This is a genomic window from Pseudomonas sp. CFII64, assembly GCF_000416235.1.
In the GTDB taxonomy this organism is placed as follows: Bacteria; Pseudomonadota; Gammaproteobacteria; order Pseudomonadales; family Pseudomonadaceae; genus Aquipseudomonas.
Window position 1 is genome coordinate 1 of record NZ_ATLO01000044.1, and the last position, 23,102, is coordinate 23,102.

22 protein-coding genes are annotated in these 23,102 nt (G+C 57.6%); 5 read left to right on the forward strand and 17 right to left on the reverse strand.

The window, feature by feature from the left end; genetic code table 11:
* The first annotated feature begins 455 nt into the window (after positions 1-455).
* Positions 456-1,640 (forward strand): delta-60 repeat domain-containing protein, encoded by a 1,185-nt coding sequence (locus CFII64_RS20590; RefSeq protein ID WP_020292770.1) that lies wholly within the window; start codon positions 456-458, stop codon positions 1,638-1,640.
* A gap of 94 nt (positions 1,641-1,734) precedes the next feature.
* Here the strand turns inward: CFII64_RS20590 and CFII64_RS20595 are convergent, their stop codons facing one another.
* The 4 genes from CFII64_RS20595 to CFII64_RS20610 all read right to left on the reverse strand — a co-directional run bounded on the left by CFII64_RS20595 (position 1,735) and on the right by CFII64_RS20610 (position 6,462).
* On the reverse strand, positions 1,735-2,733 hold the full coding sequence (locus CFII64_RS20595) for a sulfate ABC transporter substrate-binding protein (protein ID WP_020292771.1): 999 nt from the start codon (positions 2,731-2,733) through the stop codon (positions 1,735-1,737).
* A 104-nt stretch (positions 2,734-2,837) separates the two neighbouring features.
* Positions 2,838-3,671 carry an ion transporter gene (locus tag CFII64_RS20600; RefSeq protein WP_020292772.1) on the reverse strand — a complete coding sequence of 278 codons (834 nt, stop codon included), beginning with the start codon at positions 3,669-3,671 and terminating at the stop codon, positions 2,838-2,840.
* Positions 3,672-3,830: 159 nt separating this feature from the next.
* Complete coding sequence (locus tag CFII64_RS20605) at positions 3,831-5,462, reverse strand: methyl-accepting chemotaxis protein (RefSeq protein ID WP_020292773.1); 1,632 nt, start codon at positions 5,460-5,462, stop codon at positions 3,831-3,833.
* A 394-nt stretch (positions 5,463-5,856) separates the two neighbouring features.
* On the reverse strand, positions 5,857-6,462 hold the full coding sequence (locus CFII64_RS20610) for a TetR/AcrR family transcriptional regulator (protein ID WP_020292775.1): 606 nt from the start codon (positions 6,460-6,462) through the stop codon (positions 5,857-5,859).
* A gap of 144 nt (positions 6,463-6,606) precedes the next feature.
* On the opposite strand from CFII64_RS20610, the gene CFII64_RS20615 reads away from it, so the two are divergent.
* Both CFII64_RS20615 and CFII64_RS20620 read left to right on the forward strand, forming a co-directional pair.
* Positions 6,607-7,515, forward strand: a complete 909-nt coding sequence (locus CFII64_RS20615) for a DUF808 domain-containing protein (protein WP_020292776.1) — start codon at positions 6,607-6,609, stop codon at positions 7,513-7,515.
* An 18-nt stretch (positions 7,516-7,533) separates the two neighbouring features.
* Positions 7,534-7,770, forward strand: a complete 237-nt coding sequence (locus CFII64_RS20620) for a hypothetical protein (protein WP_156883238.1) — start codon at positions 7,534-7,536, stop codon at positions 7,768-7,770.
* Between the two features lie 18 nt (positions 7,771-7,788).
* Here CFII64_RS20620 and CFII64_RS20625 read toward each other — a convergent pair whose 3' ends face one another.
* The 10 genes from CFII64_RS20625 to puuE form a co-directional block, all read right to left on the reverse strand.
* Positions 7,789-8,562 carry a hypothetical protein gene (locus CFII64_RS20625; protein WP_020292778.1) on the reverse strand — a complete coding sequence of 258 codons (774 nt, stop codon included), beginning with the start codon at positions 8,560-8,562 and terminating at the stop codon, positions 7,789-7,791.
* A gap of 147 nt (positions 8,563-8,709) precedes the next feature.
* Positions 8,710-9,546, reverse strand: coding sequence for a phosphatase PAP2 family protein (locus CFII64_RS20630; RefSeq protein ID WP_020292779.1), 837 nt, complete (start codon positions 9,544-9,546; stop codon positions 8,710-8,712).
* Positions 9,547-9,580: 34 nt separating this feature from the next.
* Positions 9,581-10,276: a histidine phosphatase family protein gene (locus tag CFII64_RS20635; RefSeq protein ID WP_020292780.1), complete on the reverse strand. Its 696-nt coding sequence runs from the start codon at positions 10,274-10,276 to the stop codon at positions 9,581-9,583.
* A gap of 232 nt (positions 10,277-10,508) precedes the next feature.
* Complete coding sequence (locus CFII64_RS20640) at positions 10,509-11,294, reverse strand: outer membrane protein OmpK (protein WP_020292781.1); 786 nt, start codon at positions 11,292-11,294, stop codon at positions 10,509-10,511.
* A gap of 376 nt (positions 11,295-11,670) precedes the next feature.
* Positions 11,671-13,026: a nucleobase:cation symporter-2 family protein gene (locus tag CFII64_RS20645; RefSeq protein WP_020292782.1), complete on the reverse strand. Its 1,356-nt coding sequence runs from the start codon at positions 13,024-13,026 to the stop codon at positions 11,671-11,673.
* Positions 13,027-13,100: 74 nt separating this feature from the next.
* Positions 13,101-14,390 (reverse strand): urate hydroxylase PuuD, encoded by a 1,290-nt coding sequence (locus tag CFII64_RS20650; RefSeq protein ID WP_020292783.1) that lies wholly within the window; start codon positions 14,388-14,390, stop codon positions 13,101-13,103.
* A 49-nt stretch (positions 14,391-14,439) separates the two neighbouring features.
* Complete coding sequence (locus CFII64_RS20655; RefSeq protein WP_020292784.1) at positions 14,440-14,943, reverse strand: ureidoglycolate lyase; 504 nt, start codon at positions 14,941-14,943, stop codon at positions 14,440-14,442.
* A gap of 145 nt (positions 14,944-15,088) precedes the next feature.
* Positions 15,089-16,084 (reverse strand): allantoicase, encoded by a 996-nt coding sequence (gene alc, locus CFII64_RS20660; RefSeq protein ID WP_020292785.1) that lies wholly within the window; start codon positions 16,082-16,084, stop codon positions 15,089-15,091.
* A 63-nt stretch (positions 16,085-16,147) separates the two neighbouring features.
* Positions 16,148-16,663 (reverse strand): 2-oxo-4-hydroxy-4-carboxy-5-ureidoimidazoline decarboxylase, encoded by a 516-nt coding sequence (uraD, locus tag CFII64_RS20665; RefSeq protein ID WP_020292786.1) that lies wholly within the window; start codon positions 16,661-16,663, stop codon positions 16,148-16,150.
* Positions 16,660-17,595 (reverse strand): allantoinase PuuE, encoded by a 936-nt coding sequence (gene puuE, locus CFII64_RS20670; RefSeq protein WP_020292787.1) that lies wholly within the window; start codon positions 17,593-17,595, stop codon positions 16,660-16,662. The genes uraD and puuE overlap by 4 nt, the downstream gene beginning before the upstream one ends.
* 385 nt (positions 17,596-17,980) lie before the next feature.
* On the opposite strand from puuE, the gene uraH reads away from it, so the two are divergent.
* Positions 17,981-18,334 (forward strand): hydroxyisourate hydrolase, encoded by a 354-nt coding sequence (uraH, locus tag CFII64_RS20675; protein WP_020292788.1) that lies wholly within the window; start codon positions 17,981-17,983, stop codon positions 18,332-18,334.
* A 206-nt stretch (positions 18,335-18,540) separates the two neighbouring features.
* On the opposite strand, the gene CFII64_RS20680 is transcribed toward uraH, so the two are convergent.
* Together CFII64_RS20680 and CFII64_RS20685 are read right to left on the reverse strand one after the other, a co-directional pair.
* Entirely contained in the window at positions 18,541-19,167 is a 627-nt protein-coding gene (locus tag CFII64_RS20680) for a LysE family translocator (protein WP_020292789.1), read from the reverse strand.
* A 27-nt stretch (positions 19,168-19,194) separates the two neighbouring features.
* Positions 19,195-20,541 carry an NCS2 family permease gene (locus CFII64_RS20685; RefSeq protein ID WP_020292790.1) on the reverse strand — a complete coding sequence of 449 codons (1,347 nt, stop codon included), beginning with the start codon at positions 20,539-20,541 and terminating at the stop codon, positions 19,195-19,197.
* 387 nt (positions 20,542-20,928) lie between these two features.
* Here CFII64_RS20685 and CFII64_RS20690 point away from each other — a divergent pair, with 387 nt between their 5' ends.
* Positions 20,929-21,687, forward strand: coding sequence for a GntR family transcriptional regulator (locus tag CFII64_RS20690; protein WP_020292791.1), 759 nt, complete (start codon positions 20,929-20,931; stop codon positions 21,685-21,687).
* A 106-nt stretch (positions 21,688-21,793) separates the two neighbouring features.
* Here CFII64_RS20690 and guaD read toward each other — a convergent pair whose 3' ends face one another.
* Positions 21,794-23,101, reverse strand: a complete 1,308-nt coding sequence (guaD, locus tag CFII64_RS20695; RefSeq protein ID WP_020292792.1) for a guanine deaminase — start codon at positions 23,099-23,101, stop codon at positions 21,794-21,796.
* Position 23,102: the final 1 nt, after the last annotated feature.

Below are 23,102 nucleotides of genomic sequence, written 5' to 3' on the forward strand. Positions count from 1 at the left end.
CCCCGAAGACGCCGGTGCAAGCGCTGAAGATGTCTGTGGCAAACCCGACGCCTTCCCGGACAAGTCGGGGCCTACCAACTGAACGTTCCATTCTGAATAAAAGTGATCAAGGCGTTGTTTATTTTATATTTAAGTAAAGCCTGGGTTCGATGTGGGACTGATATTTATGTTTGCGATAATGTAGAGGCCGTTGATCGCAAATCATTCTTGAGGGAGTTCATGCATTGATTGTGTGGCGAGTGTGTTTAATCTAGGCTTTTTAATACGCTTAATCTGGAAGCCAAGGCGCGCCACTCAAAAAGGGAGTTTTATCATGAACAGATCTGGTGAGGTTGAAGCGGAATTTACTATACCTATAGAGGGTCTTGTGCACGAGGTTTTCGGAGTGGCTCGCCATTCGAATGGGACAATGTATATCGCTTTGACTGGCAGTCGAGGTAAGGCTGGGAGTGAAGATGATTTTATTGCAGTCGCCCGTCTGGGGGCCGACAACCTGCCGGATCCCACGTTTGGTGTTGACGGGATATGCGAGGTCAGCTTTGCATCACGATGCAATACTGGCCATGGGCGTTTGGGGTATATCCATGGTGCTAAAGGAGGACGGAGGTGTTGTTGTCATTGCTCGGGACAAAATTGCTGGTGATCCTCTGGTTGCTGGATTAGCGCGATTTACAGCTGATGGCAAGCTGGATGAAACATTTGGGAAGAACGGAGTACTCGTACATTATTTAATTCGCAGCAAGCTGATTGAGCAGCCTGTCAGATCTCCAGATGTTGCCGGTAATGAGTGGCGTAATCGAATGATGGAGAGCCGTAGTCAAGTTGTCTCTTCGTCGTCCTGGCTTTACTTGTTTGAGACAAGATCACTTCTTGGCAGCCCGGGACCAGGGGTTGTCGCGAGGTTTCTGCCCAACGGCATCTGGGATAAAGATTTCGGTGAAGGTGGCCTTGCACTTGTCGCGCCGTCAGACCCTGCAGAACTTGCCGTAATACTGCGTTCTCTAACTGTGTTATCCGACAGTGCAATTGCCATGTGTGGCAATGTAATCGATGCTGCGGGACGGAGTAGGGGACTGATCGCCAGATATTTGAAATCGGGGCAGCCCGATGAATCATTTGGTGATAAAGGATTCGTATTTATTGATCCGCCACAGGCCGCTCCGGGAGTAAATGTTAGTTTGCTATTCGAGGGCATCGCAGAGGGGGCTGACTCGTCCATCATATGTGTAGGCCATACCCTTGTTTACAGTTCTGAATATTCTGACTATGGAGTTATTGTTCATCTTGATAAGGCCGGTGCTCACATGCCCTCTTTCAATGATGGGAAGCCGGTCGAGTTTAGTGTATCGGGACATGGTGACAACTTTACTTGTGTTGCGCAGCAGGCAGACAACAAAATCGTGGCGGCTGGATATGCAGAAATTTTGGATGTTTCTCCAGATCAGGTTGAGTTTCTAGTTGCGAGATTTAATTCTGATGGTACTAGGGATCTTTCTTTTGCGGGGCGAGGTTGGACCACTAAAGCCTATAAGTCGGGCATCAATTATCTTAGATCGATGATGCTGGATAATAATCTTATCGTAATCGCGGGTACTCACGACGGGCTTGAAATTCCCGTAATAGTGAGTTTTAGGACGTAACCATAGCGACTGATTCACTAGCATAGCTAGATCGCCCGATGCATACAAAAACGGCGACCGTGCGGTCGCCGTTTTTAATCAGGTCTGTCCCCCCCTACTTAGCCGGGTAAATCTGATCGAAAACCCCGCCATCATTGAAGTGAGTCTTCTGCACGGTGCGCCAGTCGCCGAAGGTTTTCTCAACCGACAGGAAGTCGACTTTCGGGAAGCGATCGGTGTATTTGGCCAGTACAGCCGGGTCACGTGGACGCAGGTAGTTGGCGGCGGCGATTTCCTGGCCTTCAGGCGACCACAGGTACTTCAGGTATTCCTCGGCAGCGGCGCGGGTGCCTTTCTTGTCGACGACTTTGTCGACCACGCTCACTGGCGGCTCGGCTTCTGCGGAGACGCTTGGGTAAATCACCTCGAACTGGTCGCGACCAAACTCGCGGGCAATCATTTCCGCTTCGTTTTCAAAAGTGATCAGCACGTCGCCGATCTGGTTGGTCATGAAGGTCGTGGTCGCGCCGCGACCGCCGGTATCCAGCACCGGCACATGGCCGAACAGCTCGCCGACGAATTTCTTCGCTGCTGCTTCGTCGCCGCCATTCTTCAGGGTGTAACCCCAGGCCGACAGGTAGGTGTAGCGGCCATTACCCGAGGTTTTCGGGTTGGGCACGATCACTTCAACGCCGCTTTTGATCAGGTCAGGCCAGTCTTTCAGGGCTTTGGGGTTGCCCTTGCGCACGATGAACACGGTCGCGGAGGTGAACGGCGCGCTGTTGTTCGGCAGGCGGCTAACCCAGTTGTCCGGCACCAGCTTGCCATTGTCGGCCAGGGCATTGATGTCGGTGGCCATGTTCATGGTGATCACGTCGGCGGGCAGGCCGTCGATTACCGAGCGCGCTTGCTTGCTCGAACCACCGAACGACATCTGTACCGCGATATCTTCCTGATGATCGGCTTTCCAGTGCTTCTGGAACGCGGCGTTGTAATCCTTGTAGAAGTCACGCATCACGTCATACGACACGTTCAACAGCGTCGGGGCGGCCTGAGCGGCGCTGCTCAGAGCCAGGCCTGCTGCCAGTAACGAGGCGGCGAAAAGTTTGTTCACTGCACATTCCTTTTGTAGATGATGTTTCTTATAGAGTTGATGGCTTATTGCCCGCGACTATAACTGGACAGCCTTAGGCCTTTATAGATTAAAAAATTATTGGGTTATGCCTTTTCGCTGACACGCGGAAACAGTTGATTGCCGCAACGCGAACAGAACGCCGCCCCGTGCTCATGGGTTTTCTTGGCGCATACCGGGCAATCGTGCTGCAACTGTTCGCCGCGCATGGCGTTGGCCAGCTCGGCGGTGAAGATCCCGGTGGGTACGGCAATGATCGAATAACCGGTAATCATCACCAGCGAAGACAGTATCTGTCCCAGCGGCGTCTTGGGCACGATGTCGCCGAAGCCGACGGTGGTCAGGGTCACGATGGCCCAATAAATTCCGGTGGGGATACTGGTGAAACCGTGTTCCGGTCCCTCAATCACATACATCAGGGTGCCGAAGACAATGACCAGCGTCGAAACGCTGACCAGAAACACGATGATTTTCTGTTTGCTGCCACGCAGCGCCGCCAGCAGATAGTTGGCCTGCTTCAGATAGGGGCTGAGCTTGAGCACTCGAAAAATACGCAGCATCCGCACGATCCGGATGATCAACAGGTATTGCGCATCGCTGTAATAAATCGCGAGGATCCCGGGCACGATGGCCAGCAGGTCCACCAGCCCATAGAAGCTGAATGCGTACTGCAGCGGTCGCGGCGAGCAGTACAGGCGCAGGATGTACTCGGCCAGAAATACCGCCGTGAAACCCCACTCGATATACGCCAGCAGGTCCGCGTAGTGGGCGTGGATCGTCGGGATACTGTCGAGGATCACAACGATCAGGCTGCACAGGATCACCGCCAGCAGGGTCTTGTCGAAGCGTCGCCCTGCGGGAGTGTCGGTCTGGAAAATGATGATGCGTAGCTGTTCGCGCCGACTGATGTCGCTGTCCATGGTGTCTACCGAGTAAAAAGTCGCGTGAGCCTATGAGGAATACGTCAGGCAACGCAAGCTTAGTTGGCTCCGTCAGGCGGGGTTGTTCGACTGAGGATTTGGCAGCACGGCGTAAAGCGATGGCAAGGCCGGGAAATCGCTTTCCCGGCCTTGCCCGTTTCAGACGCGGAATTGCTTGAGCAGGCTGTTGAGTTGCTCGCTCAGGGTGCGCAAGTGCAGGCTGGCGCCACTCGATTGCTCGGCGGCGATGGCCGTGGTTTGCGACAGTTGCGCGGCCTGGGTGACGTTCTGATTGATGTCCTCGACAACATGGGATTGTTGCAGCGTCGCGCTGGCAATCGAGGCGTTCAGGCTGTTGAGGTTGCGCAGCGCCTGGCTGATGGACGTCAGGCTCTGTCCGGCCTGATTGGCCTGCTCGATGGTCAGCTGGGACGAGCGGCTGCTGTCGGCAATGACTTTGACCGCTGCGTTGGAGTGGGTTTGCAGGCGCTCGATCATCGCCTGAATTTCAGCGGTGGATTTCTGCGTGCGCTGTGCCAACAAACGCACCTCATCGGCAACCACGGCAAACCCCCGACCCTGTTCGCCGGCCCGGGCGGCTTCGATGGCGGCGTTAAGGGCCAGCAGGTTGGTCTGCTCGGCGATGGAGCTGATGACCTCCAGGACGCTGCCGATCTGCGTGCTTTCTGCCGCCAGGGTGCGGATCACTTCCACGGCCTGATTGATCGTGCCGGACAGGTGGTCGATCTGGCGCAGGCTGCTGTCGATATTGACCTGGCCCTGATGTGCCTGGGCTTCAGCATCGCGCATTTCATTGGCCGCGTGCTCGGCATTCTTCGCCACGTCCTGCACGCCGTAGGTGACTTCATTGACGGCAGTGGCCACCAGCTCCATTTGTTGCGATTGCTGCTGGCTGCGCGCCTGGGCCTGTTCGGCGTTATGGCCCAGATCGGTGGAAGCCTGTTCAAGGCCGTTGGCAGAGGTTTGCAACTGGCTCACCACGCCGCGCAGCTTGGCGGTGAAAGCGTTGAAATGCCTCGCCAGTTGGGTGATTTCGTCGTTGCCGTGGGTTTGCAGCGTGCGGGTCAGATCGCTTTCACCACTGGCAATGTCAGCCATCGCCTGCACCGACTCGCGCAATGGCCGTACGATACTGCGACCGATCAGGATGACCAGCAATGCCATGACCAACACAATCGCCAGGCTGAACAACACGGCGCGCCAGACTTGCTGCTGGAACTCGGCCGAGACGTCGTCGACATAAACCCCGGAACCCAGAATCCAGCCCCAAGGGGCGAAGAGTTGCACATAGGAGATTTTTCTGACCGGCTCGCTGGCACCGGGCTTCGGCCAACGGTACTGGATCATCCCGGCGCCTTTGGACTTGGCTACTGCAACCATTTCATTAAAAAGCGCGAAACCGTCCGGGTCTTTGATTGCCGACAAGTCCTGGCCGACCAGCTTGACGCTGACCGGATGCATGATCATCACCGGGCGCAGGTCGTTGATCCAGAAATAGTCGTTCTGGTTATAGCGCAGGCTGCGAATGGCGTTGAGCGCCTGCTCCTGAGCCAGGTCCCTGGTGAGCGTGCCGGCCGTTTCCAGGCCGTGGTAGTACTCGAGAATGCCGCTGGCGGTTTGCACCACGTGCATGGTTTTCTGGGCTTTGGCGTCGTACAGATCGACATGAACCTGTCTGAGCATCGCGGCTGTCAGCGTGCACAGCATCAATACGGACACTATGAGAATCAGCCAGAGACGTCGGCTAATCGATAAGTTGCGCATAGTCATGACGATTACTCCGTATTTTTTTATTGTTGTCGCAGTCTGCGCCTAAACCAAGCGAGTGCGTCGAGGGCTATTTCAGACCCGGGTAATGAGAGCATCCATTCCGAAAGTCCTCTCCATACTGTCGGCCCACGACCGCCAAACGTGAGAGACGGTTCGTAACTTTTTGTAGGGAGAATCCACGTATAGCCAAAGGCTTACACGAAGTCGGGAAGTTCGCTCTATTGCTGTCCACCGCACAGGCCTAACATTGGATCCAACAACCGCAGCGAGGGAAGCGCTACGGGGTCAGGGATGATCGACCATTGCCAGGACGGCTACTGACAGGATGTCGGAATGGTCATACAAAAAACCCGCTTCGGCGGGTTTTTTGTCGTTCAGGATTTGGTCCAACGATCTAATCCGGCTCACAACCCTTGAGCACCAGCCGAATGATGGTCTGCGCGGCGGCCTCATAATCCGAGTCGTCGAGCTTTTCCTTGCCGGTGACCGTGGAGATCTGCCAGTCGAAATCGGCGTAGGTCTGGGTCGCAGCCCAGATGGTGAACATCAGGTGATGGGGATCGACCCCGGCGATCTGCCCGCTGTCGATCCAGGCCTGGATGCATTCGATATTGTGCCGCGCCTGGCCGTTGAGCTGTTCGACCTGCTCCGGTGTCAGATGCGGCGCGCCGTGCATGATCTCGCTGGCGAATACTTTCGAGGCAAACGGCAGCTCGCGGGAAATGCGGATCTTGGAGCGTATGTAGGCGCTGAGCACTTGCGCCGGAACACCCTCACGATTGAAGGGCGTGGAGGCACGCAGGATGGGCTCGATAATGCTTTCGAGCACCTCGCGATAAAGGTTTTCCTTGGACTTGAAGTAGTAATAGACGTTGGGTTTGGGCAGACCCGCCTTGGCGGCGATGTCGCTGGTCTTGGTGGCCGCAAATCCCCGGTCGGCGAACTCTTCACTGGCTGCACGCAGGATCAGCTCTTTATTGCGCTCGCGAATACTGCTCATAAACCAGAGGTTTCCTTGCCCGTTCAGCGGAGGCGCATGGTAGCACCGCCCTCACGCGAGCCTCAAGATCGCGGCACACGTCGGCACGGCTATGGTTCAATAGCGCGAGTTTGATTTCCATTGATTGTTTTAAGGATATTGCCTGTGGCTGCTGGAAGCTTGCTGACCCTTCTGGATGACATCGCAACGCTGCTTGACGATGTCTCGCTCGCTGCAAAGAAAACCGCCGGCGTGCTGGGTGACGATCTCGCGCTCAACGCGCAGCAGGTGACTGGCGTCAGCGCTGACCGTGAACTGCCGGTGGTTTGGGCGGTGGCCAAGGGGTCGCTGCTCAACAAGGCGATTCTGGTGCCCGCCGCGTTGCTGATCAGTGCCTTCGCGCCGTGGGGGATTTTGCCGCTGCTGATGATTGGCGGTGCATTCCTGTGCTTCGAGGGTTTCGAAAAGCTCGCGCACAAATGGCTGCACCCCGAAACGGAAGCTGAGCGCAAGCAACGCACCCAGGCCACCGCCGACCAGAATGTCGACATGGTCGCTTTCGAAAAAGACCGTATCAAAGGCGCGATTCGCACTGACTTCATTTTGTCCGCTGAAATCATCGTGCTCGCCTTGGGCGTGGTTTCCACCCGGCCATTCATGGATCAGGTCGGCGTGCTGGTGATCGTGGCGGTGCTGATTACGGTCGGCGTCTATGGCCTGGTAGCGGGCATCGTCAAACTTGACGATCTTGGGCTGTATCTGAAGAAGGGCGCCAGTTCGGCCTTGCAGGCAATCGGCGGCGCGTTGCTCTGGCTGGCACCGGTGTTGATGAAAGTGTTGTCCATCGTCGGCACCGCTGCCATGTTCATGGTCGGCGGCGGTATCCTCACCCACGGCCTGCCGTTCGCCCATCACTGGAGCGAAAACCTGACCCAGCGTGCTGCTGAGTCGGTGGGTGGTTTTTCAATGGTTGTCCCGACGGTCATCGACGCCGTCGCCGGGCTGGTAGCGGGCGCACTGCTGGTATTGCTGGTGACCGTTGCCGGGAACATCTGGAAACGTATCAGGGCCTGAATGGCGAGGTTCGACTCAATGAGTGGTAATAGTCCTTTGTTTTCCAGCGTGGTCGCCTATGCACAACAGTGCGAGCGCCAGCTGGTAGAGATTCTTCATTTGCGCCCGAGTCTTGAACGCAAACAGGTCACCAACTGGGTCGACGAACAGAGCCACGCCCGCACCGACCGCGACCCGCTGGAGCTGCTGCGCTCGATCAATTCGAACATTCGGGCGGGTAAGCCGTTGCCGTGGGATTTGCCGCGGGATTCGTAATTTGCTCAGGCGACAACTTCAGCTATCCCCGAGAGAAGCCAGTTGCGGCTGGTTTTCTCTTGGCTTCTTCTGGCTGTTGTAGATCGTCGCCAACACCACCAGCGCGACCAGCACAGCCAACAACACCAGCGACGAACCGACCGTGCCAAAATCCAGGCCGCCCTTGTCAAAGGGCTTGGTCAGGAAGTCGCCCAACGTCGCACCGAAAGGCCGGGTCAGGACGAACGCAACCCAAAACAGCAGCACCGTCGAAATCCTGGTGAAGAACTTGAGCGCGACGACTACTGCAATGGCGCCGCCGATCAACAACGCCCCACCGGCGAAACCCAAGCCTGAATCGTCTGCCAGGAAGTCGCCCAACGCGGTGCCCAGCGTGTTCGAGAACAGGATTGCGAACCAGTAGAACAGCTCGCCCTTGACGGTGGTAATACGGTCCACTGACAGGGATTTTTCACTGAAATACCAGGCGGCGAATATTGCCAGCAGGATCGCGATCAATATGGCCGAACCGGTGGCGTAGCCAAGGCCGAGGGTGCGATCCATGAAGTCCGACATGGTGGTGCCAGCCGTGCTGGTCGAAAGAATCACGAGCCAGTAAAGAGCGGGGTGGTAACGCCTGGATGCCAGTTGAGTGAAAAGTGTGGCAACGAAGACGCTGATTAATATCAACGAACTCATCGCATAACCCACATCCAGCGTCATGGACAGCAAATCACCGGCTGTCTCGCCTAATGTGGTTGCACAGATTTTCATGATCCAGAACGCGAGCGTTATCTGCGGTAGTTTATTCATGTTTGAAACTCAAAAGTGGGCCAGCGAAGTTATTGTTGTTCGGTCAATACGCGAGGGGCGGACATTGCGTCCGACCCTGAATGAATAATGCCAAGTCAAAAGTAAAAAATGAGTCAGCTGTGCATGAAAAATTTCTCCATGCGGTTATTAGTTGTCTGCGACCAACTCCGCTTGTGCCGCAGGAACTAGCGGAACAGTGCTTTCACGCAACGGTAATTCCAGCACGCGTCGGCCATAAAATGCCAGCGCGGTAAGCAATGCCGAGAACCAGACCAGAATCCCCGCCCAGAACGTGTGGGACATAAAGTGCCAGCCTTGTAATACCCGGGTGGTCCCATAAACCATGCCGAGCAATAGCGTCCAGTAAAGCAGCGCCTTGGCATGCCGCCAGCGATAACGACGGGCGACGAAGTACAAGGCGAGCATGGTAAAGCCTCCGGAGGCATGGCCGCCGGGCCAGCAGCGACCTTTGCCGGCTTCACGCAGCAGGCTGAAGTTTTCGAACCACTCTTTTTTTTCCATGGCGCCGCCATACAGCGTTGTTTCGATAGGGCAGTAAATGCTGGTGTGGCTTTTGAAATAGTGGATAACACCGGTGGTTATCGCGAAGGAGACGACCAGGAATAGAAAGTCGCGCCGGTGCCGTGTGCAGAACTTCAACAGCCTTGCGACGTGAGTTCTCTCCAGAAAGGCAATCATCCTCCGATGTTTTTCAGCATTGAAGCGGGGCCACAGAAAAGACAGCAGCGCGCCGACAATCGCAGCTTCACCGGTCCAGTTCGGAATGATCCGTGCCCAGCGGTGGGTAATGTCCTCGAACAGTTTGTCATGTTCCAGCCAGAACGTGTGGCTGTCGGCGTTATACAGGAGGCTGCTGATTGCCACGTCCAGTTGCGTCAAGTCGAACACAACAAATATCGAAAGTGCCAGGAACAACGGCAGGCCAATATTGATTAGATAGAACTGATGTTTTGGATTATTCACGCGGCATGTCCCGACTCGATATTAATGATGATGGTTACGGGCGTCTGGCAAGTACGGACTTCCAGTCCGGCGCGTCGAGAAAACCCAGGACGTGGGCGGTATGGTCTTCTGGATCCACGGCGACAAATAGCGAGCTGCCGTAATCAAGCATTGAGCGCGACGACACTTGCAGAGAGCGCTCCAGTTGGTCGATGCATTCGCTGTGCGTGACCAGGATCAGATTGCGGTGCTCGGCTTTGTGGCGCAGCACATCCTCCAGCATGCTGCGCCGACAGTTGATCAACCAGTCTTCACCCGCACTCGCCTGATTGAAGGCGAAGGTCGAGGTCTGGCGGGTTCGGGCCAGCGGGCTGCTGAAGATATCGGCATTGGCCAGGCCCAGCGTGCGAAAGGAATTGCCCAGCTCAACGGCCGCACTCCGACCCTTGCGAGTAATACCGTCGGCGACATCAAGGCAGGGATTGGTGGAGTGATCACAGCGCTCGGCATGCCGCACCAGCACCACCAGCTCGCCTTTGGTCCAGCGCGCATACACATCGGCAGTGCGCATGTTGCGGCCTTGAGCCAGGTCCACTGGCGCTGCTGCGCGCAGGAACCACAGGCCGATCAATACCGCCAGGATGACAAACGACAGCATCACCAGCAGCGTCTTATATCGAGCCTGAATAAAGGTGCCTGGTTTATGGTTCGCGCGGCCATGAGCGACGATTCGGCTGAACAGTGATTCCATGATGCGGCGTTATCTACTGTCTGGATCGGTTAATCAAAATCGACAGCGTCACAAAGCGCAGGTGGGCTGAAGACCGTAACGTTGCCGGCACTCAAGGAATGAGTGACTGCATGCTGCGGATCTTAGGGAGGCGGGAGTCAATGACGGGTCAAAGGGATGTGAAAAAACAATTCACATGCCTGTGCAATCCGCAAACAGGGCGAGGGCGCTGATGGCCCTCGCCAGCGTTCGATCAGAAGAACACTTTCACCAACAAACTGGCGGTATTTTGATTGGTATCGAAGTACCTGGTGTCTTCGATGCCGTATTTGTCAGACCAGTAATCGTACTCGATACCGACATACAGCTGACGATCCGGCAGGTTCAATGCTTTGCCCAGGTCGTATTTGATCTGTGGGTTGAAGTGCACGTTGGATTTGTATTCGCCGTTGTGATCGGACTTGTTATCCACAACCCAGTCCATGAAACCGTCGATCAGGATATCGGACTTGCCCACGGGAATGGTGTAGGACCACACCGGAGTCACCTGCCAGGCGCCGTAGCCTTGGCGATGGCCATCGGTGTAGCGCTTGTAGAAGTTCAGCTGGAAGTAGTCGAAGCCGGGGATGTTCAGGTCGAAGCCCGGACCGATCAGGTACGACTCGTTGTCGCCTTCGCCAAACTCATAAGTTGCGGCGAGCAGTACGTCGGAGATCGGGCCGAACTCGAATTTCTGACCAAAGATCTTGCCCATGGACAGGCGTGGGGAGATCTCGCCGTAATACGTGTTATCGCCCGAAGTGGCGTCGCCTTTGCCGTTATAAAAGATCTTGTCGATAAACAGGAAGTTGTCGCCGTATTTCCAGCCGTCAGCATGTTCGAAGGTGAAGGTCTGTTGATTTGACGGGTTGACTGCGAAGTCGCGACCGTTCAGATACGTCAGGCTGTTGCTCTGCCATTGTAGAAGGTCGCCGGCCAGCGTCTGCCCGGCGGCCAACAAACTGCCGGCATATACCAGGCTGGAAATAGTACGGTTCATGCGGTGCTCCCCTGTTGATAGGTATGTTTTTGGCGCTCTGTCTTGACGCCTTTTATTGCCGGTTAAAACATGTCGGTTCGGTCAGCTTTGAGTTGCTTTTGATACATAGCAAGAGCTGGGCCAATGCCATAAAAAAAGCGCAAAAGTGCAATCGAAAGCGGTCTGGGCTGTCGATTCGAGGCGTTTTTCCCGAAACTCGTGCAGTTGACCGCTCGGTCAGCTAGCTGTCCGGTCGGTCAGGATCCAAAGATGTGCGGTTTTGGCGCGGCGGCGGAGAATACTGGCTCTCGCCATCAGGCTCAAGTGCGCTGCGACGGGGCACGGATGACGATACTGGGGCACGTCTGCCCGTGATCGTTCGTGCCGCCGCGTTCGATCAATGTGGATGCAGGGCTTCGCTTGATGACTGGCGATCCACGCCACCGAGAATGTTGAACAGCAGGTTCAACAGCACCGCGCTGAGGGTCGCCATGGCGATGCCGCTGTGAGTGATCGGCCCCATCCATTGCGGCAGATGCGCGAAGAATTCCGGACGCACCACTGGAATCAGGCCCATGCCGATGCTCACCGCCACCAGTAATTGATTGCGCCGGTCGCCGATGTCCGCTTCCTGGAGAATCTTGATCCCGGTCGCGGCCACCATGCCGAACATGGCGATGGCCGCGCCGCCCAGGACCGCCGGCGGGATTGATGCCACCAGAAACGCCGCCTTGGGCAGCAGGCTCAAGGTGATCAGAAACGCGCCGGCCACCACTGTAACGGACCGGCAACGCACGCCGGTCATCTGCACCAGACCGATGTTTTGCGCGAACGAGGAGTGGGTGAAGGTATTCAGGAAGCCCGCAAGAAAAGAAGCCGCCGCATCGCAAAGCAGGCCGCGGCGCAACATGCCAGGGGTGACTTCGCGGTCGGTGATCTTGCCCAGCGCAAGGAACATGCCGGTGGATTCAACGAAGATGATCACCACCACCAGGCACATGGACAGGATCGGCGCGAGGTGGAATTGCGGCATGCCGAAGTGCAGCGGCGTGACGACCTTGATCCAGTCCGCTTGCGCCAGACCATTCAAGTCGACCATGCCAATCAACCCCGCCAGCAGGTAACCCAGCGCCATGCCGATCAACACTGAAATGTTCACCCAGAAGCCGCGCATGAAACGGTTGATGAGCAGGATGGTGAGCAAGACCAATGCGGCGACCAGCAGATAAATCGGGTCGCCGAAGGTCGTCGCCTTGCTGCCGCCGCCCGCCCAGTTCACGGCGACCGGGAATAATGAAAGCCCGATCGAAGTGATCACTGTGCCGGTCACCAGCGGCGGGAAGAAGCGCACGATCTTCGACATGAACGGCGCGATCAGCAGGCCGAAGAAACCGGCTGCGATGGTCGCACCGAAGATGCCCGGCATGCCGATCCCCGGCGTTCCGGCCATCACCACCATGCTGCCGACTGCGGCAAAACTGGCGCCCATCATCACCGGCATGCGAATCCCCAGCGGGCCGATGCCCAGCGATTGCACAACAGTGGCAATGCCCGCCACCAGCAGATCGGCGTTGATCAAAAAAGCGATTTCTTCACGGGACAAACCAGCGGCTTGACCGATGATCAGCGGCACGGCGATGGCGCCGCCATACATCAAAAGGACGTGTTGCAGGCCCACCAGAAACAATTGCAGCAGTGGCAGGGGCTGTCTTGGCGGCGCGGCGGGGATGCGCGCGTGTGTGGACTCGGACATGCAACACCTCATTGTTTTTATTTTGGGGTTGTTGGTGGTCGGGAGCAGCTAAAAGCTTGAGGCTAGAGGCTGCTTCAATTCGTTTGCGCCCCTTTATCAATCCATTGCCCCAGCAACTCACGTTCCTGTTGGGTCATCTGGGTGATGTTGCCCAAGGGCATGATCTGCGAAACCACGGCCTGGGCCTGGATGCGCGGCGCCAGTTGCTGGATTTGCTGCGGCGTGTCGAACATGATTCCGGCCGGCGCGGTGCTGAACAACGGGCTGGTGGGTTTGGCCGAATGACACACCGCGCAGCGTTCCTGAATCACGCTGTGCACTTTGCCGAAATCGACACCCGGGCTGGCCTTGGCAACCTCAACCGGCGCGGGCGCAGGTTCGGGCCTGGGTTCGTCATGGCGATAGCCGCCAATGGCCGTACCCGGCAGCGGCTGATAGTCGATCTTCGCCCCTTCCGGTGCTCTCGGCATTTGCGCAGGACCGGTCACATAAGCCAGGCACAACATGCCGAGGGCCGCGACGGGCAGGGTCCAGGCGTATTTATGGCTGTTGTGTCGGGTGTTGAAATAATGCCGAACCAACACCGCCAAAACCGCGATCCCGGCCAGGATCAACCAGTTGTACTGGCTGCCGTAGGTGCTCGGGAAGTGGTTGCTGATCATGATGAACAGCACCGGCAAGGTGAAGTAGTTGTTGTGCCGCGAACGCAACAGGCCCTTGGCGGGCAGCGACGGGTCCGGCGTGCGGTTCTCGGCGATGGCCGCCACCAGTGCGCGCTGGGCAGGCATGATGATGCGGAACACGTTGCCGACCATGATCGTACCGATGATCGCGCCGACATGCAGATAAGCGCCGCGCCCGCTGAATACTTTGCTGAAACCGTAGGCCGCAGCGATCAGCAGGACGAACAGGATAAAACCGAGCAGGGCGGGGCGTTTGCCCAGTGCCGAGTCGCAGAGAAAGCTGTACACGAACCAGCCGACGAACAACGAGCCCAGGCCCAATGCAACGCCTTCAAGGCCCGACAGGCTGCTGCCCGGAGCCAGCAGATACAAAGTCGGATTGGCGTAGAACACCACGCACAACAGCGCGACGCCGGACATCCAGGTGAAATACGCTTCCCATTTGAACCAGTGCAGGTTGTCGGGCATGGTCGGCGGGGCAAGCTTGTACTTCTCCAGGTGATAGATGCCGCCACCATGAATGGCCCACAAGTCCCCGGACAGGCCGTCACGCGGATTGACCCGGTTGAGGTTGTTCTCCAGCCAGACGAAATAGAAGGACGCGCCGATCCAGGCGATCCCGACAATCATGTGAATCCAGCGCACGGCCAGATTCAGCCATTCCATCAAATGTGCTTCCACGGTTTTTACCTTTTGCCTGTCGTCACTAGCGGACGTTCAGACCCTTCTCTTATCGGTGGGGGTCGAGAACCAGCCTCTGGCTCTCAGTGAAGAAATGCTCATCGCAGTTATTGCCAGTTCCACTGCGATCAACCACCAGGAAGTCATCCCGCTTTTCGATCGTCAGCACCGGGTGGTGCCAGACGCCGCGATGGTAATTAACGCCCTGCCTGCCATTGGAAATGAAGGCGCGGGCCAACTCTGATTCAGGTACATCGCCAAGTGGCGCGACCACGATCAGAAAGGGGTTGCCGAGCAGCGGCACGAAGGCCTGGCTGCCCAGCGGATGGCGCTCCAGCATGCACACCGTCAGCGGCATTTCCAGCGCCTCGGCGCGGAAGATACTGATGATCGCTTTGTCATCCGGCGTTGCGGTTTCCACTTCGGCCAGACGATGAAAACGCATGGTCGAGCCGTTGTTGATCATGAAGTGATCGCTGCCGTCGGTTTCGATGACATCACCGAAAGGGGCGAAGGCTTCTTTGGTCAACGGCTCGATGGTCAATGTGCGCATGGTGGGTCTTCTGTTCTTAATTCAATTGATTCCAGACTGAAGACCCGTAGGACCAGCTTTAGCCGGGAGGGGGTCCATACATTCGATGCAGTTGTTGCGTCAGAAATGCTTGCTCCCGGCTAAAGCCGGTCCTACGGGCAATCGGTTACTTCGACACTTTACCCAGCACTCGAAGACGACTCACCCCACCATCCGGGAATACATTCAGGCGGATGTGGGTGATCGGCCCCAGCGCCTTGATCTGCTCGGCGAACTCGTGCTCGGCGTGCATTTGCAGTTTCTGGCTGGGCAGCAATTCGCGCCAGAACAGGCTCTGGGTTTCGATCTGATTATCGGTGCCGCCCTTGACGAACGCGCCCTGGATCGAGCAACTTTCCGGGTAATTGCCCTTGAAGTGCAACGTGTCGACGATGACTTTCTCGACTTCCCCGGCATGACCCAAAGCGACGATCACCCAGTCATTGCCCGGCGTGCGACGGCGTGCGGTTTCCCAGCCATCGCCCATGTTCACGCCACGGCCCGGATTGAGGATGTTGCTCATGCGCCCGAAGTGCTCATCGGAACAGGCCAGGGCCCGACCGCCGTTGAGCGCCGAAGCCAGGTCGACCTGCTCGTTGTCAGCCACTGCCGACCAGTCGCGGAACGGGATGCCATACACCCGCAACCGCGCGACGCCGCCGTCCGGGTAGATATTGAAACGCAAGTGGCTGAAGGCCTGGTCGTTGCTGATTTCATGGAAGTGATGGCTGTCGCCGTTCAGTTCCACCGCCGAAAGGATTTCTGTCCATTGGGTGCCGTCATCCGGTTCGCCGGAGGCCAGGAAACAGGCTTCCAGCGACGCCGAAGGCGGATAGTTGCCAGTGAAGAACGAAGTGTCGATGTCCACGCCTTTGATCGAACCGGCGACACCCAGGCGGATCACCGCGCTGTCGTAACCTTCGAAACGTTTGCGGCGCGATTCCCAGCCGTCCATCCACTTGCCGTTGTCGTCGAACACGCCTTCCTTGAACACGGCAGGCGTGGGCTGGAACAAACGGTTGGCGTCGGCGAACCAGTCGTCAGTGACGGAAATGATTTTGGTGCCCAGGCGCGCATCGGCCAGGTTGACGAATTTTTCGAAGGGTACGGCGTAAGCTTTCATTCTTTTTGTCTGCCTTTTTTCAGTCGGTGGCGTGGGAATAGTCGGTCGCAAGGGTCGTATGCGTCACATTGCCTGCAAACGAAACAGCGCAATCTTGTTGATCTCTGCCAGGGCGCAGGTGAATTCGGTTTCCGCCGAATGGTGAATGCGCGTTTCGAATGCCGCGAGGATCTGATGCCGGTTGCTGCCTTTGACCGCCATGATGAAGGGGAACGCAAACTTCGCTTTATAAGCGTCGTTCAGCTCGGTGAAGCGCTGGAACTCTTCAGCCGTGCATTGGTGGATACCGGCGCCCGCTTGTTCGTTCGTGCTGGCTTCGGTCAGTTGGCCCTGCACGGCGGCTTTGCCGGCAAGGTCCGGGTGAGCGTTGATCAGTGCCAGCTGTGCAGCGTGATCAGCGCTCAACAGGATGTCGCTCATGCGCGCATGCAGCGTCTCGATAACGTCGAGTTCCGTGCCCTGGCCTTGGTCATGGGCCTGCTCGGCAACCCACGGCGAGTGCTCGTAGATGTCGGCGAAGGTGCTGACGAAGTCTTCGCGGCTCAGGGTCGAGGGTTTCAGGGTCTTGAAATGGCTCACAGCGCAGCCTCCGCCTGTGGGTTGAACGGGTGTTGCGCATGCCAGTGGCGGGCGATGTCAACGCGCCGGGTAAACCAGACCTGCTCGTGACCTTTTGCGTATTCGATAAAGCGCTTGAGCGCCGCGAGGCGGGCAGGGCGGCCAATCAGGCGGCAATGCAAGCCGATGGAAAGCATCTTCGGCGCTTCGGCGCCTTCGGCGTACAACACGTCGAACGCGTCCTTCAGGTACTGGAAAAACTGCTCGCCATTGTTGAAGCCCTGCACCTGTGTGAAGCGCATGTCATTGGTGTCCAGGGTGTACGGAATCACCAGGTGCGCCTTGCCGGTGGGGTTGTTCGGCTCCCAATACGGCAGGTCGTCGTCGTAGGTGTCGCAGTCGTAGAGAAAGCCGCCTTCCTCCATGACCAGTCGCCGGGTATTCGGACCCGTGCGGCCGGTGTACCAGCCCAGCGGACGTTCGCCGCTGATTTCGGTGAGGATGCGGATCGCTTCGAGCATGTGCTCGCGTTCCTGAGCCTCGTCCATGTACTGGTAGTCGATCCAGCGATAACCATGGCTGCAGATTTCATGGCCGGCGGCGACCATGGCGCGGATCACATCCGGGTGCCGTTGCGCAGCCATGGCCACGGCAAAAATCGTCAGCGGAATATCAAATTCCTTGAACAACTTGAGAATGCGCCACACACCGGCGCGACTGCCGTATTCGTAGAGCGATTCCATGCTCATGTTGCGCTCGCCCTGCAGTGGTTGCGCGGAAACCATTTCCGACAGAAAGGCTTCGGACTCCTTGTCGCCATGCAGGATATTGCGCTCGCCGCCTTCCTCGTAATTGAGCACGAACGACAAGGCAATGCGTGCGTTGCCCGGCCAGTGTGGATGCGGCGGGTTGCTGCCATAGCCGATAAGGTCGCGTGGGTAGTCAGCGCTCACTGCAGTCTTCCTCGTGTCTGTGTGTCGTGTCTCGCAGGGGGTGGCAATACTTTTGCCTGCTTTCACTGCGACGTGGAGATTGTATACAACTTTGTTTTCACTTTGTAACCCTGTTTTTTTACCATTCTGATGAAAAGTAACGCTGCAAGAAACTTGCCTGACTGGTCAGGTTTCGTGGAAAAACCTCAACAATATCCTCAATTCCCGATAAACCGGCGAGGTACTGTCGCATCTGAATTTCCTACGCCAGAAGGTGCTTTTAATTGTGTACAACTTTTCCTAAAAGTGTCTTAATCGTGTATCGCCCGCTTTTCTACAGCGCTGCACAGCACTGTTTTGAGGCGAGCCCCAACATTTGATTACTTTTAGGAGGCGCAGACGAGCAATGGGAAGATTGACGACGCACGTGCTGGACGCTGCACACGGCTGCCCCGGCAGCGCTATCAAGGTTGAACTGTATCGGGTTGAAGGCGAACGCCTTGAGCGGATTGCCAGCACCGTGACCAACAGCGATGGCCGTTGCGACGGGCCGTTGTTACAGGGCGATGATTACCGTTCGGGTGTGTATCAGCTGCAATTTCATGCTGGCGATTACTACCGCGCGCGCGGCACAGCACTGCCGGATCCGGCTTTTCTGGATGTGGTGGTGTTGCGCTTCGGCATTGACGCGGGTCAGGAGCACTATCACGTGCCGCTGCTGATCTCGCCCTACAGCTATTCGACCTATCGCGGCAGCTAGCTCGCCACGACAGCTTCAACGATTACCTCGCCCGCCCACACTGCGGGCTTTTTTTTGGCCGGTATTGTGCCTTGTAGGAGGGGACTTGTCCCCGAAAGGCGGCAGCTCAGGCAGCGTTCACCTTCCGGATTATCGTTGCCAGGTAAATCGCATTCGGGGACAAGTCCCCTCCTGCCGGTTATTAGATATTGGGGGCGGGTTGTGGATCAGCGACTCAACAACGACGCCGCGCCCGCCGTCCCGAATAACCCGGCGCTGATCCGGTTGAACCAGGTCTGGCCCTTGCCGCTGCGCAGATAACGCGCCGCACCGTGGGCGCTCAGGCCGTAGGCCAGCTTGCAGGACAGATCCAGCACGGTCCAGGTCGCGATCATGATCAGCAACTGGCTGAGAAACGGCTGCTCGGCATTGAGGAATTGCGGCAGGAAAGCCGCGAAGAACAGAATGTCCTTCGGATTGCTGGCCCCCAGCACGAAGGCTCGCCAGAACAACGAACCGAAGCGCGGATTGCTCTGCGCGTCCGGAACCTGCGCCGCCGTTGCCGGTTGACGCGATTGCCGCCAGCTTTGCCAGGCCAGATAAAACAGATACAGAGCGCCGACGATTTTCAGCGCGCTGAACAATTGTTCCGACGCCAGCAGCAATGCGCCCAGGCCCAGCGCCGAAGCGCTGAGCAAGCACACCGAAGCGACAACACCGCCGAGAAACGCTGGATACGAGCGCAGCAGGCCGTAGTTCAGGCTGTTGCTGATCATCAGCAGGGACAGCGGTCCCGGTATCAGGATCACCACCAAAGCGGCGCCACTGAACAGCAGCCAGGTTTCCAGGGTCATGCGGGGTGCTCCTTCAAATGTCTGGAACTACAGAAAAATAAACTTGGCAATGAAGATCGCGCACAGCACCCACAGGCTGACCGAGATCTCCTTGTGCTTGCCGGTGCCGGCCTTGAGCACCACATAAGTGATGAAGCCCAATGCAATGCCATCGGCCACGGAAAAGGTCAGCGGCATCATGATCGCCGTGACAATCGCCGGAATGCTGTCGGTGGCTTCGTCCCAGTTGATATGGGCCATGCCGCCCATCATCAGCATCGCGACATAAATCAGCGCGCCCGCCGTGGCGTAAGCGGGAATCATGCCAGCCAGCGGCGCAAAAAACATCGCCGCGATAAATAACACGCCCACGGTCACGGCCGTCAGCCCGGTGCGTCCGCCCGCTGCGACACCCGCCGCACTTTCCACATAACTGGTCACCGGCGGCACGCCAACCATGGCGCCGAATACACTGGAGGCGCTGTCGGCTTTCAAGGCCCTGGAAAGGTTCTCGATCTTGCCGTCCGCCTTGACCAGCCCGGCGCGCTGGGCGACACCCATCAATGTCCCGGCGGTATCGAACATGTGCACGAACAGAAAGGCCAGCACCACGCTGATCATGCTGACGTTGAACACACCTTTGATATCCATCGCCAGCCAGGTGGGGGCAAGGCTCGGCGGCGTCGACAGGATGCCTTGATAATGCACCAGGCCAAGGCCCCAGCCGGCCAGCGTCACGGCAATGATGCTGATCAGGATGGCGCCGAACACCCGGTGATAGCTGAGCACCGCGATCATCAGAAAACAGATCGCCGCCAGCAAAGGCCCCGGCTCGCGCAGTGAGCCGAGCTTGATCAGCGTCGCCGGGCTGTCGACCACAATGCCCGCGGTCTTCAAGCCGATCAGACCGAGAAACAGGCCGACTCCAGCGCCCATGGCATAACGCAGGCTGACCGGAATGCTGTTGAGCAGCCATTCGCGGACCCGTGACAGGGTCAGGAACATAAAGATCACCCCGGAAATAAACACCGCGCCCAGCGCCGTCTCCCAGCTGTAACCCATGGTGCCGACCACGGTGTAGGTGAAGAAGGCGTTCAGGCCCATGCCCGGCGCCAGGCCCACCGGCCAGTTGGCGTACAGCCCCATCAACAGGCAGCCCAGCGCTGCCGCGATGCAGGTGGCGACGAATGCCGCGCCGTGGTCGATCCCTGCGTCGGCCATGATGTTCGGGTTGACGAAGATGATGTAGGCCATGGTGATGAACGTGGTCATGCCCGCAACCAGTTCGGTTTTGACGGTGGTGCCGTGCAGGCTCAGTTTGAAAATGCGTTCCAGAAGACCGCTTCGTGGCGGCGTGAGATCCAGCGGCGTTGCTTCGGATTTGCGGCTTTCCACAGCGGTACCCCTCAAGATTTTTTGTTGTTTTAACCGGCGGCATCAGGCGGCGCCGTGAGGTGAAGCGTGGCGGGTTTCGCTATTTGTTGACCATAAGGTCAGAAACTCGCACGAGACGGATTATGCGTTTGTATACAAATAAAGCAAATAATGTTTTTAGTGTTGTGTCGGAAATTATCGGGATTGTGTGCATAAGGCCGCAAGCCCACAAAACGGTTGACCCATGTGGGAGCGAGCTTGCTCGCGAAGCGGTTTATCAGTTTCAGAACTGTGATGGCTTGACTCCGTTTTCGCGAGCAAGCTCGCTCCCACAAGGCGTTGTTGTGACCTATACCTGTGTACAATGCGCCCATCCTTTTCACCCCGACTTACTGCCCACGAGCGCCCATGAACGAACCGCTGCAACCCCTGAAAAAACAGCCGCGTGCGCTAAAAACCGGTCGCACCGGTACCCAGGACGACATCGTCTACGCGCATATTTTCGAGGCGATCCTTGAGCAGCGTCTGGCGCCGGGGACCAAGCTGAGCGAGGAAGCGCTGGGTGAGATTTTTGGCGTGAGCCGCACGATCATTCGTCGCGCCTTGTCGCGTCTGGCCCATGAAGGCGTGGTCCTGCTGCGGCCCAATCGCGGCGCGGTGGTCGCCAGTCCCAGCGTGGAGGAAGCCCGACAGGTGTTCTTCGCCCGCCGTCTGGTGGAAAAAGCCATCACCGAACTGGCCGTGGAACACGCTACGCCGGAGCAGCTTGCCGAGTTGCGGCAGATGGTCAGCGACGAGCGGGACAGTTTTTCCAAGGGTGATCGCGGCGCAGGTATTCGCCTGTCCGGGGAGTTCCACTTGCAGTTGGCGGTAGCGGCAAAAAACGCGCCGCTGATCAGCTTTCAGCGCAGCCTGGTCTCGCAGACCTCATTGATCATCGCCCAGTACGAAAGCGGCAACCGCTCGCACTGTTCCTACGACGAGCACACCCAACTGATCGACGCCATCGAAGCGCGGGACGCCAAACGCGCGGTGCAACTGATGATGCACCACATGGACCACATCGACAGCAAACTGAACCTCGACGAAGACAACGCCTCCGACGACCTGCACGCCGTGTTTTCGCACCTGATGCTGAGCAAGAAAAAGCCGGGGCGGGTGGTGTAACTTGACTGGACCGCAACGGACCCCGTAGGACCGGCTTTAGCCGGGAGCGGGCCATTTCATTTAAACGATTGCCCTCCCGGCTGAAGCCGGTCCTACGGGATGACTTTCATCGTCTGCTGTGCACCAATTTTCCGGCCGAATAGGTCTCCTGCACGGTGCGGTCATCCCCCAGCGTCATCAGCACAAACAACGTTTCCTCGATGTTTTTCGCCTGCTGGAGGCGATAGGACAGCAGCGGCGTCGCGTGGTAATCCAGCACCAGGAAGTCCGCTTCGTTACCCGGTTGCAGGCTGCCGATCTTGTCGTCCAGGCGCAGTGCCCGAGCGCCGCCCAAGGTTGCCAGATACAGCGATTTGAACGGGCTGAGTTTCGCGCCCTGCAACTGCATGACTTTATAAGCTTCGTTCAGGGTCTGCAGGATCGAAAAACTGGTGCCGCCACCCACATCGGTGCCCAACCCAACGTTGACCTTGTGCTTCTCGGCCATCGGCAGGTTGAACAAGCCGCTGCCCAGAAACAGGTTCGACGTCGGACAGAACGAGATAGCCGAGCCGGTATCCGCCAGTCGCGCACATTCGGCGTCGCACAGATGCACGCCGTGGGCGAACACCGAGCGCTGGCCCAGAAGCTGGAAATGGTCGTACACGTCCAGATAGCCACTGCGCTCGGGGAACAGCGCCTTGACCCACTCGATTTCCTGCAGGTTCTCGCTGATGTGGGTCTGCATATACAGATCCGGGTACTCGGTGAGCAATTGACCGGCCAGCGTCAGTTGTTCGGGGGTGCTGGTGGGCGCGAAACGCGGCGTCACCGCGTAGTGCAGGCGGCCCTTGCCGTGCCAGCGTTCAATCAGGGCCTTGCTGTCGGCGTAGCCTGATTCCGGCGTGTCGGTCAGATAATCCGGCGCATTGCGATCCATCATCACCTTGCCGGCGATCATGCGCAGGTCGAGCTTTTCTGCGGCCTGGAAAAACGCCTCCACCGACACCTTGTGCACGCTGCCGAATACCAACGCGGTGGTGGTGCCGTTGCGCAGCAGTTCCTTGAGAAAAATGTCCGCGACTTCCGCCGCATGGGCGGGGTCGGCGAACTGCTTTTCGCAGGGGAAGGTGTAGGTGTTGAGCCAGTCCAGCAGTTGTTCGCCGTAGGAACCGACCATGCCGGTCTGCGGCAAATGGATATGCGTGTCGATGAAGCCGGGTGTGATCAGCGCGTCCGTGTACTCGATTACCTCGACAGCCGCATCGAGGGTGTCGAGCAAATCCCTGGCGTGGCCGATGGCGGAAACCTTGCCGTTGTCGACCAGCAGAACGCCGTCGGCGAAATATTCGTAGGAAGCGTCCAACCCGACTTCGGCAGGATCGCCAAGGCTGTGAAGAATGGCGGCGCGGTAGGCTTTCTGGGTAGAGGTCATA

Bases quoted from the DNA above. Each gene is read 5' to 3' on its own strand.
- CFII64_RS20690 (WP_020292791.1), top strand. From the start codon at position 20,929: ATGAACGAACCGCTGCAACCCCTGAAAAAACAGCCGCGTGCGCTAAAA.
- guaD (WP_020292792.1), bottom strand. From the start codon at position 23,101: ATGACCTCTACCCAGAAAGCCTACCGCGCCGCCATTCTTCACAGCCTT.
- CFII64_RS20620 (WP_156883238.1), top strand. From the start codon at position 7,534: ATGAGTGGTAATAGTCCTTTGTTTTCCAGCGTGGTCGCCTATGCACAA.
- CFII64_RS20610 (WP_020292775.1), bottom strand. From the start codon at position 6,462: ATGAGCAGTATTCGCGAGCGCAATAAAGAGCTGATCCTGCGTGCAGCC.
- uraH (WP_020292788.1), top strand. From the start codon at position 17,981: ATGGGAAGATTGACGACGCACGTGCTGGACGCTGCACACGGCTGCCCC.
- CFII64_RS20600 (WP_020292772.1), bottom strand. From the start codon at position 3,671: ATGGACAGCGACATCAGTCGGCGCGAACAGCTACGCATCATCATTTTC.
- CFII64_RS20605 (WP_020292773.1), bottom strand. From the start codon at position 5,462: ATGACTATGCGCAACTTATCGATTAGCCGACGTCTCTGGCTGATTCTC.
- CFII64_RS20640 (WP_020292781.1), bottom strand. From the start codon at position 11,294: ATGAACCGTACTATTTCCAGCCTGGTATATGCCGGCAGTTTGTTGGCC.
- CFII64_RS20655 (WP_020292784.1), bottom strand. From the start codon at position 14,943: ATGCGCACATTGACCATCGAGCCGTTGACCAAAGAAGCCTTCGCCCCT.
- CFII64_RS20590 (WP_020292770.1), top strand. From the start codon at position 456: ATGATTTTATTGCAGTCGCCCGTCTGGGGGCCGACAACCTGCCGGATC.
- alc (WP_020292785.1), bottom strand. From the start codon at position 16,084: ATGAAAGCTTACGCCGTACCCTTCGAAAAATTCGTCAACCTGGCCGAT.
- CFII64_RS20645 (WP_020292782.1), bottom strand. From the start codon at position 13,026: ATGTCCGAGTCCACACACGCGCGCATCCCCGCCGCGCCGCCAAGACAG.
- CFII64_RS20635 (WP_020292780.1), bottom strand. From the start codon at position 10,276: ATGGAATCACTGTTCAGCCGAATCGTCGCTCATGGCCGCGCGAACCAT.
- CFII64_RS20625 (WP_020292778.1), bottom strand. From the start codon at position 8,562: ATGAATAAACTACCGCAGATAACGCTCGCGTTCTGGATCATGAAAATC.
- CFII64_RS20680 (WP_020292789.1), bottom strand. From the start codon at position 19,167: ATGACCCTGGAAACCTGGCTGCTGTTCAGTGGCGCCGCTTTGGTGGTG.